We start from the raw sequence: 18967 nt of genomic DNA, 5'->3' as shown, positions 1-18967 counted from the left end.
ACGCGCAAATGACCGGAATCGACACGCTCTTTTCACTGAAGGGCCGCACCGCGCTCGTCACCGGCTCGTCTCAGGGGATCGGCTACGCGCTGGCCGGCGGGCTGGCCGGCGCCGGGGCGCGGATCGTCCTGAACGGGCGCGACGAGACCAAGCTGGCGCGCGCGGCCGAAAAACTTCGCGCGGCGGGGGCCACGGTCGATCTTCTGCCATTCGACGCGACGGATCACGCCGCCGCCCGCGCCGCCGTCGAGGATTACGAAACGGTCGAGAAACCGATCGACATCCTCGTCAACAACGCCGGCATGCAGCACAGGGGTCCGCTGGAGGAGTTCGCGCCGGAGGATTTCGAGCGGCTGATGCGCGCCAATGTCTCCTCGGTCTTCAATGTCGGGCAGGCCTGCGCGCGCCGGATGATCCCGCGCGGCGAGGGCTGGATCGTCAACATCGCCTCGGTGCAGACCGCCCTCGCCCGGCCCGGCATCGCCCCCTACACCGCATCGAAGGGCGCGGTGGCGAACCTGACCAAGGGCATGGCGACGGACTGGGCGAAGCATGGCCTCAACGTCAACGCCCTGGCGCCGGGCTATTTCGAGACCCCGCTCAACGCCGCACTGGTCGCCGACCCCGAATTCACCGCCTGGCTGGCGAAACGCACGCCGCAGGGCCGCTGGGGCAAGGTCGAGGAACTGATCGGCGCCTGCGTCTTTCTCTCGTCGCCCGCCGCGAGCTTCGTGAACGGGGTGACGCTCTTCGTCGACGGCGGCGTGACGGCGTCGCTCTGATGGCCGCCGACATCCTCTGCCTCGGCGAGCCGCTGGTCGAGTTCGTGCGCGAACCGGACGGGCGCTGGCGGATGGGTTATGGCGGCGACACTTCCAACGCCGCCATCGCCGCGGCGCGCCAGGGCGCCAGCGTCGGCTATCTCGGCGCGCTCGGCGCCGATCTCTTCGGCGACGGCGTGGTCGCGCACTGGGCCGAAGAGGGCGTGGACTCAGCGACGGTGCGACGTGATCCGGATGCGCCGACCGGGCTGAACTTCGTCGAACCGGACCCCGCCGCGCGGCGCTTCACCTATGTGCGCAAGGGGTCCGCCGCCTCGCGATACGGGCCGGGCGATCTCGACCATGCGGCCATCGGCGCGGCCCGGGTCCTGCATCTCTCCGGGATCACGCTCGCCGTTTCTCCGACCCTTCGCGCCGCGGGACTGGCGGCGATGAAGACGGCGCGCGAAGCGGGCGGCGCGGTCTCGCTCGACACCAATCTGCGTCTCGCCCTCTGGGGCGAGGAGGAGGCGCGCGAGACGCTGCTCGGGGCCGCACGCGGCGCCGATGTCCTCGTCACCTCGATCGACGACAGCGAGGCGTTGTTCGGCATGTCGGACGCGGACGGGATCGCCGATCTCTGGGCCGGCGCCGGGCCGGGCGCGGTGATCGTCACCATGGGCGAGCGCGGCTGCCGGATCATGGCGGAGGGCGAACGCCGCACGATCCCGCCCGCGCCCGCATCGCCGGTCGACAGCACCGGGGCAGGCGACAGCTTCTCCGGCGCCTTTCACGCCTGGCGGCTGGAGACCGGAGACCCGTTCGAGGCCGCGCGCCGCGCCGCCATCGTCGCCGCCGGCACGGTTTCCGGCTACGGCGCCACCGCGCCGATTCCCCGCCGTGAGGCGGTTCTGGCGGCGCTCTGACGCCCGCCGCGTGAGAAAGGAAGGCCGCGCATGATCCGCCGCGCCGAGCGCGAAGCGACTTCACCCCGGGGCGCCGGGCGGGCGCCTGCGCAGGGACGGATCCGATGAGCGGCGATAACGCGTTCAAGCTGCATCTGGCGGAATATCAGGCGCTCCGCGCCGAGATTCTGGCGCAGCAATCCGTGCGCGCGCACACCTTCCAGTATGGCGTCGCCGCTATCGTCGCGATCTGGGCGTTCCTGCTCACCGAAACCATCGCACCGGAACTGAGCGTTCTCGCGGTTTTCGCCTGGTGGCTGCCCGTCTTCGTGGCGCTCGCCGGACTCGGCCTCAACTACAGCGCCTCGATCGGGGTCAAGCAGGCCGGCGCCTATCTCGCGATGATCGAGGAGCGCTACGGCGACCCGGCGCTTCGCGGCTGGGAAAACTCGCTGATCCGCCTTCGCGACCCGGAGCTCAAGACGGATCGCCCACGTGAGAGCGGCGCCGCCCGGGGTGAGATCGGGCGCCTACTGAGGGTCTTGCAATCGCGCGAGGCTTCGGCGCGGTTCTCCAGGGTAATGCGCTCGATCTGGGTCATCATCGCCGCCATCACCGTGATCGTGGCCAGCGCCATGACCTGCGCGATCCTCCGCGGCCCGATTCCCCTCGGCGCGTGGGGGGCCGGGTGAGCGGGCGGGCCACCCTCCCCAAGAGGCGTTCCCGCCGAATACGCCCGGGGATTTTTTCTGCGCCCCGGACGCTGAAAGCGTATGCTTTGCTCGAAGAACTAGTTTCCACCGGAAGATGGAGGCGCGAGGCTCTCATGTCCGCCGCCGACGCAGCAAGCGATACGCCCCCTGAAGCCGGCCCGAAAACAGCAGGTTTCGCGCGCATGGCGCAGCATCCCGTTCAACGGCGCCGCGAAGAGGGCGTTGCGCGATGACGGCCGAGTTCGACAAGCAGTTCGCCCTCGCCGAATGCGGGGAGCTGCGCGCCCTCATCATCAAATATGTCGAGATCGTCACCGCGACCGAGCGCTTCGCCCTCGCCGGCGCGGCGGCGCTCGCGGCGTTCTCCGTATCCGGAATCACGCCGGAGATCGAGCGGGCGCGCATCTTCATCAGCGCACTGCCCCTCCTGATCCTTTCATTGGCGGGTCTGCGCTGCCTGACCTTCTATTTCGTCATCAAGGTCGCGCTGGCGCATGTCGAGCGAGTCGAACGCGCGATGCTGACCGAACCCGCGCTCGGACTTCAGCGCAACGCGAAGCAGACCGGGCCATTCACCATCAACCGCGCTATCGAAGTGGTCTCCGGCGGTTTCTGGTCGCTCGGAATCGTCGCCGCACTGATCTTCTGGCTGGTCGTCAACGACCTGATCTGACAGAAAGATCGGCCGCGCACCGCGTCACCCCGCGCTTGCGCGCCTTTCGCCGGAGTCGCGTTCGAAAGACATGCGCGCGATCGCTCCGATAGTGACGACGCCGATTCCGCCCAGTTCCAGGATCCAGTTCAGACGCCACCCGTTCAGCGTCAGGCCGAGCAGTGAATCGACATGATGAAGGCCAACCGCGCGCACCATGACAAATGTCGCGATGATCCCCATGCCCAGCAGCGCGATTCCGTTGCGTCCGATCGTCCGGCGCATGGCGTACGCGAAACCGAAGAACACTAACTCCGCGGTGCCGACAATCGCGATGATGAACCCCGCCTGCATCGCGCGACGCTGCTGATACCAACCGTCGATCTGCGCGACGCAGCGCCCGAGCGCGGTGAGAAGAGACTGAAGATCCAGCTGCTTGTTGAACCCGAGAAGGATCAGTGCGATGCAGGTTCCCACCCAGAACGTGAACTCCGCGCGGTCCCGCGCGCCGCCGCCCGCGCGGAGCATCATGGTCGTGCGGATCGCCAGCGCGGCGGCGACGAAATACGCCGCCACGGTAAACCAGCCGATCAGCGTCGGGTCGCCGATCCCCGGACTCCAACGCTGCATGGCGCAGCTCCAGAACACGCCCAACCCTTGTGACAAAAGACGCTCCTCCAAACCAACGCCGGGCCTGAGACCGATCGGCGATACTTATGCCGGCGGCGGCGGCGCGGCCAGCCCGCAAGGACGTGGCGAAGCCGAACGCGCGCCAAATTGGCGAAAGCGCCGGCGAGATGTTACTTAGTGCATATCGGCGCCGCCGCGGATCCTGCGGCGATCCGCCACGCAATCCGACAAGCGAGGTTCGTCTGAACATGAAAAAGAAACCGGTCGCCCCAAAGATTACGCCGACCGTCGGGCTGACGCAGAAGCGCGGCGCCTGGCTCGCCAAAAGCAACGACCAGCGTTCAGCCGATGTCCTCGGTTGTGAGATCGTCCCGGTGATGCGGGACTTCAACGACGGCCTATGGACATGGGGCGGCGCTGCCGTCGATTTCCTGGCCGAGGCGGGCGAATCCGAAGACGGAGCCTGGTGGCGGAAACCCGAGCATGAGGAATGGCGGAACCTCCTTCTCGAAGGGGCGCCACTCTGGGTCCGGAAGGCCGAGCCGGCGAGCGCGGCCCACCCGAACGGCTCGGTCGGCCGCTCGATCGGCGTCTTTGCGACCAGCGCTGTCGAACTCGGCGACGCGCAATTCAGCCTCAAGCTTACCGAGCGGCTCGCGACCGTGAAGGCGTAAACGCGCAGGGGTGGCGACCCGCGCGCCGGCGGCCACCGGCGGCGGTCTCGCGCCCGTCGTCAGCCGGCGTAAAGCCAGTCCAGACGGCTCTGGAACCAGCTCGGCGCAAGGCGGTGGACAAGCCGCGCGCCGAACCTCGTGACCGGATCGTCACGATGAAAGCGGACAAGATTCGCCCGCGCCTCGCGCTGCACCCGGCTCACCCGGGCGATCCTCTCCTTGAAGTGGGCGCGAAGCGCGGCGGGAATATCGTCCGGTCGCGCGCCGAGGCGGCCCGCCAGCGCCGCCGCGTCCTCCAGCGCCTGCGCCGCGCCCTGCGCCAGCGAGGGGAGCATCGGGTGGCAGGCGTCGCCGAGCAGGACGACGCGCCCGTCCGACCAGCGGGGTAGCGGCGCCCGGTCGAAAAGCGCCCAGCGCCAGGGCGCGTCGATGGCGTCGATGATCGCGGCCAATTCGGGCGCCCAGCCAGCATACGCCGCTCTGAGCGCGGCGGGGTCGCCCGGCTCGGTCCAGCTTTCCCGGCGCCAGTCCTCCTGAACCAGTCCGACAAAATTGACCAGCGCGCCGCCGCGCAGCGGATAGGTGACGGCGTGCCGGCCGCGCCCGGCCCAAACCGTCGCGGCTGCGGCCGGGACCGTCTCGAGCCGGGCGGCGGGAACCGTCGCGCGCCAGGCGACATGACCCGTGAAGCGCGGCGCCTCCGGCCCCAGCATCGCGCTCCGGAGAGCGGAGCGGAGCCCGTCGGCGCCGACAACCAGGTCGGCCTCCTCCTCCCGTCCGTCGACAAGGTGGAGCGCGGCGCCGGCGCCGGCGTTCTCGTAACCAACCGCCGCCGCCCCGGGGATCACGGCGCCGGGCGCCGCCGCTTCCAGCGCATCGTGAAGCGCAGCGATGAGATCGGCGCGGTGAACCTGCAGATAGGGCCCGCCCCAGCGGCGGCGGGCGGCGGCGCCGAGGGGCACCCTGGCCATGACCCGGCCGCTCGCCCCGCGGCGCATCTCGATCGCCTCCGGCTCGAAAGCCTCCACCTCGACTCTCTCCGCGACGCCGAGCGCGTCGAGCGCGCGCCAGCCGTTCGGCCCAAGTTGCAGCCCGGCGCCGATTTCGCCGATCGCGGAGGCGCGCTCGAAGACCCGCACCTCCCATCCGGCGCGCGCCAGCGCCAGACCGGCGGCGAGCCCGCCGACCCCGCCCCCCGCAACCACCGCGCGCAGTTTCCGTCCGTAGCTCATGGCGTCGTCACCGCATCGCCGCACCGGAGTCGAGGTTTCATCACCCGCCAGCCCAAGGCAAGAAGCCGCATCAGGAGCCAGGACGCTCCGGACGAAACCACCACCCGCAGGCGCGGACCACCGCAGGCGACAAATGATTCCAGAGGCATCGCCCACGCCGCTGAAACCGGCCCGCGCACGCTCGCGTTAAAGGCCTCGCCAAGAACATCGGCCGAAGCCGGCGAGCCGGCGGCATTTGCGTTCACAGCCATATGGACATCAATCCGGCGCCATTCTATTAAAAGTTGCGGGGGCGATGCGCGCCTCGGCGTGTAACTTGTCATGCTGGCGTCTCCGTATGTCATCGACGCCGGCGGTTGGGGAATAAAACATGACGCGTAGTTTGAAGACCATGGTCGCCGCAGGTGCGACCGCGCTCTTGCTGGCCGCTCCGTCGGTTGCGCTGAGCGCCACGACATTCAACGGCTCTTTCTCTGTGGACGGCGACGCTTTCGACGAACCGGGGCTGGTCGTCAGCACTGCGCCGAACGGCGGCGGACCGATCGCGCCGTTCTCGTTGGAAGCGGGCTCCAGCGCCAGTTTCCTTCTCTTCGATATCTGGACCGACGAGTCGAGCGTCAACGCGGGTGAGGACGACGTCTCTCAGAGCATTTTCGTCGAGTTCACCTTCACCGATCCGGTCGCCAGCGGAACGCTTGGCGGTGAGACGTTGGGCAACCGCATCATCGGCGGCCTCTTCCAGAACGGCGAAGTCACCTGGGACGCGCCACTTGAACTCAGCTTCGGCAACGGCGGGCTCTTCACGGTCGCGCTCAGCGACGAGACCTTCAATTTCGGTTTCCTCGGCCTCGCCGGGGGCGAGCATCGTGGCGCGAGCGTCGAGGCAACCGTATCTCTGGTGAGCGAATCGGTGGCGTCGGTGCCGCTTCCGGCGTCGGCGCTGCTGCTGGTCAGCGGCCTCGGCGGTCTGGGTTTCGCGGCGCGCCGGCGCCGTCGCGCCGCGGCCTGAGCGGCGACGCGTCAGAAGCAAGCAGGCGACGGGCCCTCAGGGGCCCGTTTCCATGTCCGGCTGCGGCTGTCGAAAACGGCGACCGACATGCCGAACCAGCCGGCAGCCCCGCGCGGCGTATCCGCTCGAATACAGGCAGGATGCGCGCGGGTCAGGCTACCGCGCGGCTCAGCGCGCATTGGCTCCAGAGAGAGGAAAGCGCGTTGACCAGATACGCGATATCCGCCTCGGAATGCAGCGGAGAGGGCGTGAATCGCAGGCGCTCGGTGCCCTTCGGAACGGTCGGATAGTTGATCGGCTGAACGTAGATCCCGAACCTGTCCATCAGGAAGTCGGAGATCATCCTGCACTTCACCGGGTCCTTGATCATCACCGGGATGATATGGCTCGGGTTCGGAAGATGCGGGATGCCTTCGCGGTCCAGCGCGGTGCGAAGCTGGCGGACGCGGAGGCGCTGCAAATCCCGCTCCGCGTCGCTTTCCTTCAGATGTCGGATGGCGACCGTCGCCGCCGCGGCGACGGCGGGCGGCAGCGAGGTGGTGAAGATGAAGCCGGAGGCGAAGCTGCGGATGAAATCGCAGAGCGCGAACGAGCCGGCGATATAACCGCCGACGACTCCGAACGCCTTGCCGAGCGTGCCTTCGATCAGGGTGATGCGGTCCATCAGCCCCTCTCGCTCTGCGACGCCGCCGCCGCGCGGCCCGTAGAGGCCGACGGCGTGGACCTCGTCGAGATAGGTCATGGCGCCATGCTTTTCGGCGACCTCGACGATTTCGCGAATCGGGGCGATGTCGCCATCCATCGAATAGACGCTTTCGAAGGCGACGATCTTCGGCCGGTCGGGGCCGACCGCCGCGAGCTTGCGATCCAGGTCCTCCGGGTCGTTATGCTTCCAGATCACCTTGTCGGCCCGGCTGTGGCGGATGCCCTCGATCATCGACGCGTGGTTGAGGCTGTCCGAAAGAATCACCGCGCCCGGCAGCCGCGCGCCGAGCGTCGAGAGCGCGGCCCAGTTCGAGACATAGCCCGAGGTGAAAAGCAGCGCCGCTTCCTTGCCGTGAAGATCGGCGAGTTCGCGCTCCAGCGCCAGGTGATGATGGCTGGTGCCGGAAATGTTGCGCGTGCCGCCCGCCCCCGCGCCGCAGCTTTCCGCCGCCTCCACCATGGCGTCGACCACTGCGGGGTGCTGCCCCATGCCAAGATAGTCGTTCGAGCACCAGATCGTGACCTGCCGCTCGCCCTCCTCGTAGTAATTCTTCGCTTGCGGGAACGAGCCGCGCTGGCGCTCCAGATCCGCGAACACGCGGTAATTGCCCTCCCGCTTCAGTGCTTCGAGCTGGGTCTGGAACAGCGCCTCGAAATTCATCGCGTCCTCGCTTGCCTTGGTGGCCTCGCTACGTTCTGGCCAAGGTTCGGGCGCCGGGTGCGCCCAGCGCAAGGTTTTTCGTCACATCCGATGCGGATAATAGGCGCCGGCGCCGGCGCCGCCATGAGCGTCAATGTCGCAAGTGGGCTAATCCGGCGTCGTTTTTCGTGCGCTGAGTGAGAGACGAACGCTTCGCCGCGCCGCCGAAGACAGCGCCGATGAATACGCAACAGGCGAAGAGAAAAAGGACCGACGCGATCAGGCCGTATGCGTCGCCCGCCCGGTAGCTGGCGATCGCATAGAAGAGCGCCGAGACGACGAAGAGGCCCCAGCCGAATGTCTCGGCGCGTTCTTTTCCCGTCAGGCTCATTCGTCGAACTCCGCGCCCAGCGCCTCGGCCACCATGGTCTGGAAATGGTGAACCGCGTGTTCGGAGAGTTCCGTCAGGCCCTGATCGACGATGAACCGGCCCTGATTGTAACCGCGCGATTTCAGCCCGCGCTGCACGCTTTCGCAAAGACCTATATCCTCCGGCTGCAGCACGTCCTTCTGATAGGCGATCGCGTCTTTCAGTTGCGCCGTGACCGCTCCGCCCGGCGTGAACCAGTCCTGATGCTCGACGCAGCGCTCCGGCCCCGCGGGGTTCATCTGCAGGACCGATAGATTCGGCTCCCCCGGATAGATCCAGATGGTGATATTCGGCCAGACGAAGAACCCGGCATAGCCGAAATCCACCTCGCCCGGAGTGAAGGAGAAGGCATTGCTGGTCGTGGTGCGGGGCGCGGCGGCGCACTGGGCGGAGTAGCGCTTGTGGGTTATGGTCCGGTAACTGCCCATGTCCACCAGATCGACGAAATCCCGGTGCGCGTTCTGGCAATGATAGCATTCGAGGAAATTGTCGACGAGCACCTTCCAGTTGGCGGCGACATCGTAGGTGTCACGCTGCGCATAGGCCAGCGTATCGACCGAAGGCAGGTAGGCGCGGATTTCGGCCTCAAGTCCGTCAAATTCCTCGCTGAACGGTTTCGCGTCCGGATCGAGATTGATCATCACCAGGCCGCAAAAGAGCTCCACCCGCACCGGCTTCAGTGAGAAATCGCATTTGTCGAACCCGGCGACATTCTCGGAATTGCGGGCGCTCACCAGCCGTCCGTCGAAATCGAACGCCCAGGCGTGATAGGGGCAGGTGATGACGTTCCTTTTCCCCGTCCCTTCGAGCAGCTCGTGCCCACGATGGGCGCAGACATTGTAGAAGGCGCGCAACACGCCATCACGCCCGCGCGCGACAAAGACATTCTGCTCGTGAATCTTCGTCGTCAGGTACTGGCCCGGTTCCGCCACCTGGCTGACATGGCCGGCATAGTGCCAGCTTCGATAGAAGATCGCCGGTTTCTCCGCCTCGTAAATCATCGGGTCGTGATAGAAGCGCGCCGGAAGGGTGAAGGAGCGTTGCGGGTCGGTGCGAAACGGCCGGTCGTCATTCTGGAGAGTCAGGGTCGGGGCGTTCATCGGCTGCGGTCCTTATCGATTCTGGCGGAGAGTTGTTCAATATCGGCCGATGCTAAATGACACGCCTTTCCTCTCAAACCTTTCCTTCTCAGGGAAATTGGATAAGCTGTGATTATGCAAAATCTGCGCAGCACCCTGCCGCCGATGGGCCCGCTGATCGCGTTCGAGGCGGCGGCGCGGCACGAGAATTTCACCCGCGCGGCGGAGGAGCTCAACCTCAGCCAGGCGGCGGTCAGCCAGCAGATCCGCAATCTGGAGCGGGCGCTGGGGACGGCGCTCTTTCTCAGGACTCACCGGAAAGTGCGGCTTTCGCCGGAGGGGCGGCGCTTTCAGCACACCATCGCGGCCGCCCTCCGCCAGATCGCCGTCGCGGCGGCGGAACTGCGCGCCCGGCCGGCGCGCGCCAGCCTGACCGTCGCCGCCGACCAGTCCATCGCGGCGCTCTGGCTCCTCCCCCGCCTGCCGCGTTTTCACGCGCGCCACGGCGACATCGCGGTCCGCCTTGTGGCGTCGGACGAGGAGCGCGACAGCCTCGCGGCCGGCGTCGACATCGCGATCATCCATGGAGCCGGCGCATGGCCCGGCTTCGCCTCCACGCTCTTTTTCGGGGAGTCGATCTTTCCGGTTTGCAGCCAGGACTATCTGGCCAGACGGGGGCCGATCGGCGCCGCCGCCGAACTGCCTTCCCACGCGTTGCTCGAATTCGAAGACGCCCGCTGGGACTGGATGAACTGGCGAAACTGGCTTTCAAACACCGGGGTCGACCTGCCGGCGCAGACAGGGACATTCCGCATCAATTCATATCCCCTGCTGATCGAGGCGGCGAAGAACGGCCAGGGCGTGGCGCTCGGCTGGGACCGGCTGGTCGACGACGCCATCGCCTCCGGCGCGCTCGTCCGGCCGGTCGCGGAGTCCGTGGAAACCGACGCGGGCTATCATTTCGTCTGGTCGGAGGCGCGCGCCCTGCCCGACGCCGCCTCGGCCTTTCGCGACTGGGCCGCGGCGGAGCTTTCGGCCGCGCCTCAGCCGTAATCGCCTTTCACCCGCGCCTTTTGCGGGTCAAAATGCGGATAGGGGGCCACCACGGCGCGGAGCCGTTTCTGCTGGCCGTCGAGCTGGCCGATCTCGATCGGCGCGCCGATCTCGGCATGGGTGACGTCGACGCGCGCCAGCGCGATCACCTTGCCGAGAACGGGGGATTTCATCGCCGAGGTGATCTCGCCGACCTGCGCCTTGCCGACGCGCAGGCAATCTCCGCTCGACGGCACCACGCCGCCCTCGACATCGAGTCCGACGATTTTCCTCTGCGGATGGGCCTTCCGTTCCTCGATGGCGGCGCGACCGATGAAATCGTCCTCCTTCGACTTCAGCGGCACGGTGAAGCCGATACCCGCCTCATAGGGGTTGGTCTGGTCGGAAAACTCGCTCTTCGCGAAGATCAGCCCGGCTTCGATCCGGAGCATGTCGAGCGCCTGGAGGCCGAGCGGGATCATGCCCTTCGGCGCCCCCGCCGCCCAGACCGCGTCGAACACCGCGACCGCGTCCTTCGGATGGCAGAACACCTCGTAGCCGAGTTCGCCCGAATAGCCAGTGCGCGAAACCACCACCGCCGGCCCGTGGATATCGCCGATCCGGCCCACGGCGAAGCGGAACCAGCCCAATTCCTCCAGCGTCGGTTGCGCCGGCGGCGTCCAGATGACCTCCGACAGGATCTCCCGCGACAGCCGGCCCTGCACCGCGATGTTGTGCAACTGGTCGGTCGAGGCGCGGACCCAGGCGTTCAGCCCGCGCTTCTCCGCCTGCTCGCGCAGCCAGAGCCCAGAGGCGTCGTCGCCACCGATCCAGCGGAAATTCATCTCGCCGAGCCGGTAGACCGTGCCGTCGTCGATCATCCCGCCATGCTCGTAGCACATCGCGGTGTAGACCACCTGACCGACCGAGAGCTTCTTCATGTTGCGCGTGACGCAAAGCTGCATCAATGTCTCCGAGTCCGGGCCAGTGACCTCGTATTTCCGGAGCGGGCTGAGATCCATCACCACCGCCTTCTCGCGGCAGGCCCAGTATTCCGCGATCGCGCCATGCCCGTGCATCTTCGCCGGCAGCCAGTAGCCGTTATAGGCGGTGAAATCGCGGGTGTGCCGGGCGAAACAATCGTGAAACCCGGTCTTTTTCGTCTCTTCCACATCCGCCTCCGCGGTCTTTCGAAAGCCAATCGAACGCCGGAAATCCTCGTTCGCGCCGTAGATCCGAACCTGAATGTCGGTCGGGTTCCAACCGTTCGCCGGGTCGACATCGCAGGGGCAGGCCGAGGAGATGCAGACCAGATCGGTCAGCGCCCTGACCAGCACGAAATCGCCGGGGCGCGACCACGGGTCGTCCATGGTGATCGCGTTCGTATCGTCCAGCATCGTGTTGAAGAAGAAGTTGATCGCCGGCCAGCCGCCGCGCGGGCGGACATCATAGCGCGCGAGATCGGCGTTGATGTTGTCCGAGCAGTTCACATGGCCGGGATAGCCGAGATCCTCGTAATAGCGCGCCGTGCAGGCGAGGTTGAAGGCGTCATGCCGGCCGCAGGTGTCCTGCACGATCTCCACCAACGGCTCATGGTCCAGCGTCCAGTATTTCGCGAAGAGGCCGGGCGCGGGATAGAGGCTGCCCATCAGCGAGCGCGTTGTCGTCGGGTCGATCTCCCGCTCCAGCCCCTTCTCCAGCGCGCGGTGGGAGAAGGCCTGAAAATCCGAGCATTCCCGCCCCTGAACATCGAGTATCTGGATGAACTGGCCGGCCCGCACCTCATAGGCGTGCGTGTTTCCGGGCTGGATGTTGGCGTCCATCAGCGGGTCCGCCAGCGGCGGTGGCGGCGCGGCGGCGCCCTTCCCCTCGCCGGGATTGGCGCGTCGGATATAGAGCGCGATCTCGGTCGGCGCGTCCTGCGCCTCCGGCGCCATCGGCCCGCCGGGCGCGCAGACGATCAGAAGCCCATCCGAAGCCGCATGAAAAGTCGCGATGTCGCCGGGGCGCGAGGCGCCGTCGAAAACCCTGACCGCATCCGCCCGGCCGATATCGAAGCCACTCTTCGCCAGCGCCGCCAGAACCCGGCGCCCAGAAGCGTCTCCCGTGGCGAGGGCGCGTTGAAGCCCCTTCGCCTCTGCCCCTCCTTTCGCGCCGATCATTCCCGCGTCGGACCGGCCGTCCGGCGCGAAGAAGACCAGTTCGCACGGCTGCAGCCCCTCGCGGTCGACGACGCTGATCTCGTCGCCGCGCTCGATCCGCACCGCCCGGCTGCCGCCGCCCGGCACCGGATGGCGCTCCACCCCGTGCGGCAAAATCGGCAGCCCCGGCGCGATCACGCCGCGCCGCTCGTATGGCGTCTCGAAAACCGGCTTCACACCCATTTCAGCCCATCCCAAGTTCGGCCCGGCGCTTCGCCGCCCAGGCCCCGATCAGCCTGTCGCCGACGATGCCGAGCGCCGCGATGAAGAAGCCGCAGAGAATGCCGCGGCCGAAGTTCTGCGTTGAAATGGCGCGCACGACCTCCTGTCCCAGATCGGTGGAGCCGATCAGCGCCGTGATCGCGGTCATCGCCAGCGCCATCATGATCGTCTGGTTGACGCCGAGCATGATCTCCGGCAGCGCGATCGGCATCTGCACCTTCCAGAGCAGTTGCCTGCGCGTCGCGCCATTGGCGATCGACGCCTCCACCGTCACCGGCGGGATACGCTTCAGCCCGAGATAGGTGTAGCGGATCGCTGGAACGGTGGCGTAGGGAATGATCGCGACGACATTGGCGAAATCGCCGACGCGGAAAAGCATGATCGCCGGAATAAGGTAGATGAATGATGGGAAGGTCTGCAGCGTGTCGCAGATCGAAAGGGCGATCTTCGCCACCGGGTCCGAGCGCGCGCACCAGATGCCGATCGGGATTCCGATCGCGAGGCAAAGCAGCGTCGAGACGAAGACCAGATAGGTCGTCTTCATCGCCTCGACCCAGAACCCGGTGACGATGAAACTCATCACCAGCGTGACGCAGAGGATCAGGACCGACCACCCGCCCAGCCGCCAGGCGGCGACGGCGATGGCGCCGACGAAGGTCGGCCACGGCAGCCAGAGGCAGAAATCCCTGATCGGCAGCAGGATCCAGACCGTCACCCAGTCGCGCACCGGATTCAGATAGGGAAAGGCGGCGACGTTGAACGCGCGGATCGCGCTGTCCATCTCGCCGCCGAAGCTGATCGTCATCTTTCGCGGCAGAAGCTCCACCGGGCGATAGAATTCGGCGACGACATAGGACACCACGAGGATGACGAGGAAGATGACCGCGTGCCGATGGCGCGCCAGCCAGCTTTTCTCACGCAGTTCGTAGTCCACCGGCCGGTCGGCGTAGGCTTGGGTGATCCGGTCGAGGACAATGGCGATCAGCGTAATCGCGAGGCCCTGCTCGATCGCCGCGCCGACCTTCAGCTGTTGCAGCGAATAGAGCAGCTTCTGCCCCAGCCCGCTCGCGCCGACGATGGAGCAGATGACGACCATGGCGAAGGTCTGCATCACCACCTGGTTGACGCCGAGCATCAGCGTCCGCTTCGCCGAAGGCAGCGCGACCTTCCAGAGCAGTTGCCTGCCGGTGCAGCCCGACATCCGCCCGCTCTCGACGATCTCGGGCGAGACCGATTGCAGCCCGAGGATCGTGCAGCGCGCCATCGGCGGCATCGCGAAGACAACGGTCGCGATCAGCGCCGAAACCGAACCGAAGGAGAAGAGCGCCGCGACGGGCGGCAGATAGGCGAGATGCGGCGTCGCCTGCATCAGGTCGAACATCGGCATGAAGACCGCCGCCGCGCGCTTCGAGCGCGTGACCCACACGCCGAGCCCGAGCCCGATCAGCACCGCCATCGGCACGGCGGCGATGACGATGGTCATGGTGCGCATCGAATCCTTCCAGAGATGGAAGAACGCGAGATACAGACAGGTCGAAAGCGCGAGCGCCGCCAGCCTCCAGCCGCCGACCCAGTGCGCCAGGATGACCATCCCCGCGCTCACCGCCACCCACGGAACCTGGTCGAGGCCGAGCGTGTCCGACCCCCGCACCAGAAGGTAATCCGACCAGTTGACCGGCGCTTCCAGAAACTCGCCGAACGCGCGGGTGATGTCCTTGAAAGGCACACCGAAGATCGACGCGTCGCCTTTCAGCCAAGTGATGTAGTCCGTGACCCAGAACTCGGCCGGAATCACCCAGCCCGTCGGCCAGCGCGTCGCGCCCGGCCAGACCAGCGACAGCGCGACGCCGAACACCGCGACCAGCGCGATCTGCCCGGCCATCGAGTGGAAGAACCCGGTCGGCCCGGCGCCCCCGTGGCGGATCTGGCTCACCTCCTCCATCAGCGCGCGCGAAAGAGAGCGTCGGAGACTGTCTCGCGGGTGATCGCGCCGATCGGCGCGCCCGCTTCGTCCACCACCGGCGTCGGGGCGTCGGAGCCGATGACCTGCGCCGCGATGGCGCCGATCTTGGCGTCCGCCGGAACCGTCGCCGCCGCCATTCCCTCCGAAACCGGCCCCATGATGGTGCGGGCCGAGACGATCCGCGCGTGGGGCGCGTTGCGGGCGAATTCGGCGACGTATTCGTCAGCCGGGTTCAGCACGATCTCCTCCGGCGTCGCGAGCTGCACCATGCGCCCATCCTTCATGATGCCGATCCGATCCGCGAGCTTGGTCGCCTCCTCGAAATCATGGGTGATGAAAACGATGGTCTTCTTCAGAAGCTGCTGAAGACGGATGAACTCATCCTGCATCTCGGTCCGGATCAGCGGATCGAGCGCCGAAAAGGGCTCGTCGAGGAACCAGATGTCGGGCTCCACCGCCAGCGAGCGGGCGATGCCGACGCGCTGCTGCTGGCCGCCGGAAAGCTGGCGCGGAAAATAGGCCTCGCGCCCCTCCAGCCCGACCAGCTGGATCATCTCGCGCGCCCGGGCGTCGCGCTTCGCGCGCGCGACCCCTTGCACCTCCAGCGGAAAGGCGACGTTGGAGAGCACGTCGCGATGCGGCAGCAGGCCGAAATTCTGAAACACCATGCCCATCTTGTGACGGCGGATATCGATCAGTTCCGCCTCCGAGGCTTTCAGGAGATCCCTCCCCTCGTATTCCATCTCTCCCGCGGTCGGATCGTTGAGCCGGGTGATGCAGCGGATCAGCGTAGACTTGCCGGAGCCCGAAAGCCCCATGATGATCAGAATCTCACCTTGGCGCACATCGAAGGAGACGTCGCGCACCGCGCCGATGTACCCCTCGTCACCGAAAGCATCGTCTTCGGGCGCGCCGTTGTGGCGCGCGAGAAAGCCCTTCGGATCGTCTCCAAAGATCTTCCAGATATTCCGGCATTTGATTTGTACGTCGCCGGTCATCATCTCTCCACCTGGTTATGGACGTGATGGCGGGCCGGGCGCGCAACCGGCGTCCGGCCCCCGCATTCCTCGTGAGAGGTTACTCCATCCAGCCGGCGATGATGTCGGGATTCTCCTCCGCCCATTTCTCCGCCGCTTCTTCCGGCGACATCCCGTCGACATCCACCATATACGCGGCGTCCGCGAGCTGCGCGTTGGTGAAGTTGACGTTGCGCAGGAATTTCGCCGCCTTCGGCGCATTCTCTTCAAGCCCGCTCCACATCGCCTTTTTCAGCCAGGCTTTGTGCGGCGCGCCGCAGTCTCCGGTGGCTTCGGGGTTCGGGCCCCAGGACGGATCGTCGAAGCAGGCCGGCTCCGGCTCCGGAAAATTGACGAACTCGCCGTCGAATTTCGATTCGACGAAATTCGGCGTCCAGCTGAAGAGCACGATCGGCTCTTTCCGGTCATAGGCGGACTGCAGCTCGGCCCAGAGCGTCGCCGCCTGACCGACATTGATCGCGGTGAAGTTCATGTTCAACGCCTTGATCCGGTCGGCGTAGTTCTTGCCCCAGTCGGCCGGCGGGCCGACAAAGCGGCCCTTCGGCGCGGTCTCGGCGGTCGCGAAGATCTCGGCGCAGGCGTCTAGTCCTTTCCAGTCTCCGGCTTCCGGACAAACGTCGAGCACGTATTTCGGAATCCACCATTCCTCGCGCGTCACCGCCTCATGCGTGCCGGCGTCGATCATGCCCTCTTCCACCGCCGCCTCGAAGGCGGATTTCATCGAACCTTCCCAGGCCTCGATCTGGAAATGCATGTCTCCGGCGGCGATGGCGGCGAACTGCAGCTGGCTGTCGGCCGGGGCGTATTCGACCTCGTAGCCCATCTCCTCCAGCACGTTGCCGACGATGGTCGAAGTGACGAGCTGGCTGGTCCAGTTATTCTGAACGATGATAATCGGCTCGTCCCAGTCGGCTTCCGCCAGCGCGGCGAAGGGCGCGGCGGCCATCGCGACAAAAGTTGCGGTTCTCATCAAGCACTTCATTTCAGTCTCCCTGTTTTTCTGCGCGGCCGCGATCCGGCCCCGTCGGTTCGAGATTCGATTGTAGTCGCCCGCAGTTCGCCCGCGGATCGTTGGTCTTAATTCTTCAAATAGGTCTCCAGCCCATCGTCGAGCGCGTCCTTCCAGGGCGTATGATGCTTTGGCGCCATCGTGCCGGTGATGACCGATTTGTAGGAATTGTCGCGGAACTTCATGATGTCTTTCTTCTTGTGGCCCTTCCATTCCTTGAATGCTTTGCAGGCGCCCTCGACATCGAAGGAGGGATAATCCGTCTCGTCGATCAGCTCCTTCGTGTAGTCCCCTTGATACCAGATGCAGGCGTAATCGTCCTCCAGCGCGTCCTCGGCGGCGACGCGCGCGGCGACATCCGCCTCCATCGTCGCGCGGTCGGGCAGCGCGATCATGCCCATGATGCAGTCCCGCACCCACCAGGCCTGCGCGTCGAACATGTTGAAGGTGAACCACTGGTCCTGCATCCCGAGATAGAAAAGCTTCGGGTTCGGAACATAGACGACGCCCTTGTAGAGATCCGCCGTCGCCAGCCGGTTCGCGGTCTTCAGCCTCAGATCGTCCGGCAGGAACGGGAAGTGATGCTTGTAGCCGGTGCACAGGATGATCGCGTCGACATCCCTGCTGCTCCCATCCTTGAAATGCGCGGTCTTGCCTTCGACGCGCACCAGCGCCGGCACCTCCGCCCAGTTCTCCGGCCATTTGTAGCCCATCGGCGCCGTCCGGTGCGCGACGGTGACCGAGCGGCAGCCGTATTTCCAGCATTGCGAGCCGATATCCTCGGCCGAATAGGAGGTGCCGAGAATGAGAATGTCCTGCCCTGCGAACTCCAGCGCGTCGCGGAAGTCATGGGCGTGAAGGATGCGGCCCTTGAAGCTTTCGAAACCCGGGTAATAAGGCACGTTCGGCGTGGAGAAATGGCCGCTGGCGACGATGACGTTGTCGAATTCCTCGGTCGTTTCCGCGTCCTTCACCGTATCGCGGACGATCAGGCTGAATTTTCCGGTCGCCTCGTCATAGCGAACGTCGCGGACGCGGTTGTTGAAGCGGATCCAGTCGCGCACCCCGGCCTTTTTCACCCGTCCCTCGATATAGTCGAAAAGCACGGCCCGCGGCGGGTAGGAGGCGATCTGCTTGCCGAAATGCTCCTCGAAGGAATAATCGGCGAATTCCAGCCCCTCTTTCGGGCCGTTCGACCAGAGATAGCGATACATCGAACCGTGGTTGGGAAACCCCGCCTCATCGGTGCCAGTGCGCCAGGAATAGTTCCAGAGCCCGCCCCAATTCGCTTGCGCTTCGTAGCAGACGATCTCCGGGATTTCAGCGCCGGCGGCTTTCGCGGACTGGAAGGCCCTGAGCTGCGCGAGGCCGGACGGGCCGGCGCCGATGATCGCCACTCTGGTCATATCTCGTTCTCCTTTTTTCACTTCTTGCGCCGGGCGCGGCTCAGGCCGGCGCGGGATCGGCGGTGGATTTCTCCCAATCGGGCTCGAAGCCGAGGATATCGGCGTCCGGATGCAAAGCGGGGTTGAACAGCCGGTTATGCGCTATCGTCGCGGCGCGCAGCGGGTTGCGCCGCGCCAGTTTCCAGACCTTGCACGAAAGATCATAGCGCTGGCCATAGGCGTCGAAGGAAAGCGTGACGCCGGGCGCCGCGCGCAGCCGCGCCGCGCCTTCGGAGCCTGGCGCGAAGCTCGCCGTCAGGATGTCGGAAAATTCATGCGGGCGCTGAAAATAGGTCGCGGAGAAAAAGGTCAGCGCCTCTTCTCTCCATTTCATCGGATCGTTGGTCTTTTTCGCGATATGCGTCAGCTCCGGCGTCACCGACCATGCCGGCGCTTTCGAGAGCACCGTGATGATCCGCCCGAGGGGCGCGTCCTCGCCGTCGAGCGTAACCTCCGGCATCACCGCGTCGGACGGTCGGCCGCCGCCCTCGCGCATCATCATCTGCCGCACCCGGCATTGCCAGCCAAGAAAGCCGGAGCGCAGGGCCGAGCGCTCCGGCGGGATCCCGAATTCCGCGGCGAGGGAGATCACGGCGATCCCCCCCGCGCGACGCCGGCGCACGGGGCG

The 18967-nt window shown here is 66.2% G+C and carries 19 protein-coding genes; 7 read left to right on the top strand and 12 right to left on the bottom strand.

The features are described from left to right. Positions 1–8: 8 nt before the first annotated feature. The 4 genes from G5B40_RS19330 to G5B40_RS19315 all read left to right on the top strand — a co-directional run bounded on the left by G5B40_RS19330 (position 9) and on the right by G5B40_RS19315 (position 3052). On the top strand, positions 9–782 hold the full coding sequence (locus G5B40_RS19330) for an SDR family oxidoreductase (protein ID WP_165102271.1): 774 nt from the start codon (positions 9–11) through the stop codon (positions 780–782). After that, positions 782–1687 (top strand): sugar kinase, encoded by a 906-nt coding sequence (locus G5B40_RS19325; protein ID WP_165102268.1) that lies wholly within the window; start codon positions 782–784, stop codon positions 1685–1687. Before G5B40_RS19330 ends, G5B40_RS19325 begins: the two co-directional genes overlap by 1 nt. A gap of 104 nt (positions 1688–1791) precedes the next feature. Continuing rightward, positions 1792–2358, top strand: coding sequence for a hypothetical protein (locus G5B40_RS19320; protein WP_165102265.1), 567 nt, complete (start codon positions 1792–1794; stop codon positions 2356–2358). A gap of 250 nt (positions 2359–2608) precedes the next feature. Beyond that, the gene (locus tag G5B40_RS19315; RefSeq protein WP_165102262.1) at positions 2609–3052 is read left to right on the top strand and encodes a hypothetical protein; all 444 of its coding nucleotides are present in this window, start codon (positions 2609–2611) and stop codon (positions 3050–3052) included. Between the two features lie 24 nt (positions 3053–3076). Here the strand turns inward: G5B40_RS19315 and G5B40_RS19310 are convergent, their stop codons facing one another. Beyond that, positions 3077–3661, bottom strand: coding sequence for an isopropylmalate isomerase (locus G5B40_RS19310; RefSeq protein ID WP_165102259.1), 585 nt, complete (start codon positions 3659–3661; stop codon positions 3077–3079). A 248-nt stretch (positions 3662–3909) separates the two neighbouring features. On the opposite strand from G5B40_RS19310, the gene G5B40_RS19305 reads away from it, so the two are divergent. Further along, positions 3910–4335: a hypothetical protein gene (locus G5B40_RS19305; protein WP_165102256.1), complete on the top strand. Its 426-nt coding sequence runs from the start codon at positions 3910–3912 to the stop codon at positions 4333–4335. A 59-nt stretch (positions 4336–4394) separates the two neighbouring features. Here G5B40_RS19305 and G5B40_RS19300 read toward each other — a convergent pair whose 3' ends face one another. Then, on the bottom strand, positions 4395–5567 hold the full coding sequence (locus tag G5B40_RS19300) for an FAD-dependent monooxygenase (RefSeq protein WP_165102253.1): 1173 nt from the start codon (positions 5565–5567) through the stop codon (positions 4395–4397). After that, positions 5564–5890 (bottom strand): hypothetical protein, encoded by a 327-nt coding sequence (locus G5B40_RS19295; protein WP_165102250.1) that lies wholly within the window; start codon positions 5888–5890, stop codon positions 5564–5566. The genes G5B40_RS19300 and G5B40_RS19295 overlap by 4 nt, the downstream gene beginning before the upstream one ends. Before the next feature lie 47 nt (positions 5891–5937). Between G5B40_RS19295 and G5B40_RS19290 the strand changes: the two genes are divergently transcribed. Then, the gene (locus G5B40_RS19290) at positions 5938–6576 is read left to right on the top strand and encodes a VPLPA-CTERM sorting domain-containing protein (RefSeq protein ID WP_165102247.1); all 639 of its coding nucleotides are present in this window, start codon (positions 5938–5940) and stop codon (positions 6574–6576) included. A 151-nt stretch (positions 6577–6727) separates the two neighbouring features. Here the strand turns inward: G5B40_RS19290 and hemA are convergent, their stop codons facing one another. From hemA to G5B40_RS19275, 3 genes are all read right to left on the bottom strand, one after another. Continuing rightward, on the bottom strand, positions 6728–7942 hold the full coding sequence (gene hemA, locus G5B40_RS19285; RefSeq protein WP_165102244.1) for a 5-aminolevulinate synthase: 1215 nt from the start codon (positions 7940–7942) through the stop codon (positions 6728–6730). A gap of 130 nt (positions 7943–8072) precedes the next feature. Further along, positions 8073–8312 (bottom strand): hypothetical protein, encoded by a 240-nt coding sequence (locus tag G5B40_RS19280; RefSeq protein ID WP_165102241.1) that lies wholly within the window; start codon positions 8310–8312, stop codon positions 8073–8075. Continuing rightward, a complete protein-coding gene (locus G5B40_RS19275; protein ID WP_165102238.1) occupies positions 8309–9451 on the bottom strand; it encodes an aromatic ring-hydroxylating oxygenase subunit alpha in 1143 nt (380 codons plus the stop codon). The genes G5B40_RS19280 and G5B40_RS19275 overlap by 4 nt, the downstream gene beginning before the upstream one ends. A gap of 114 nt (positions 9452–9565) precedes the next feature. Here G5B40_RS19275 and G5B40_RS19270 point away from each other — a divergent pair, with 114 nt between their 5' ends. Then, positions 9566–10483, top strand: coding sequence for a LysR substrate-binding domain-containing protein (locus G5B40_RS19270; RefSeq protein ID WP_246209877.1), 918 nt, complete (start codon positions 9566–9568; stop codon positions 10481–10483). Here the strand turns inward: G5B40_RS19270 and G5B40_RS19265 are convergent. The 6 genes from G5B40_RS19265 to G5B40_RS19240 all read right to left on the bottom strand — a co-directional run bounded on the left by G5B40_RS19265 (position 10474) and on the right by G5B40_RS19240 (position 18931). After that, positions 10474–12846 (bottom strand): trimethylamine N-oxide demethylase, encoded by a 2373-nt coding sequence (locus G5B40_RS19265; RefSeq protein WP_165102233.1) that lies wholly within the window; start codon positions 12844–12846, stop codon positions 10474–10476. The two genes, G5B40_RS19270 and G5B40_RS19265, sit on opposite strands and share 10 nt — an antisense overlap. Position 12847: 1 nt before the next feature. Next, complete coding sequence (locus G5B40_RS19260) at positions 12848–14818, bottom strand: ABC transporter permease (RefSeq protein ID WP_211907369.1); 1971 nt, start codon at positions 14816–14818, stop codon at positions 12848–12850. An 8-nt stretch (positions 14819–14826) separates the two neighbouring features. After that, positions 14827–15846 carry a quaternary amine ABC transporter ATP-binding protein gene (locus G5B40_RS19255; RefSeq protein ID WP_165102228.1) on the bottom strand — a complete coding sequence of 340 codons (1020 nt, stop codon included), beginning with the start codon at positions 15844–15846 and terminating at the stop codon, positions 14827–14829. Between the two features lie 79 nt (positions 15847–15925). Beyond that, entirely contained in the window at positions 15926–16855 is a 930-nt protein-coding gene (locus G5B40_RS19250) for an ABC transporter substrate-binding protein (protein WP_246209648.1), read from the bottom strand. 107 nt (positions 16856–16962) lie between these two features. Further along, the gene (locus G5B40_RS19245) at positions 16963–18300 is read right to left on the bottom strand and encodes a flavin-containing monooxygenase (protein ID WP_165102222.1); all 1338 of its coding nucleotides are present in this window, start codon (positions 18298–18300) and stop codon (positions 16963–16965) included. Between the two features lie 40 nt (positions 18301–18340). Next, complete coding sequence (locus G5B40_RS19240; protein ID WP_165102220.1) at positions 18341–18931, bottom strand: hypothetical protein; 591 nt, start codon at positions 18929–18931, stop codon at positions 18341–18343. Between the last annotated feature and the right edge of the window lie 36 nt (positions 18932–18967).

Origin of the sequence: Pikeienuella piscinae (assembly GCF_011044155.1) — a bacterium.
GTDB classification, from domain to species: Bacteria; Pseudomonadota; Alphaproteobacteria; order Rhodobacterales; family Rhodobacteraceae; genus Pikeienuella; species Pikeienuella piscinae.
This window is presented reverse-complemented; position numbering and strand designations above follow the sequence as displayed.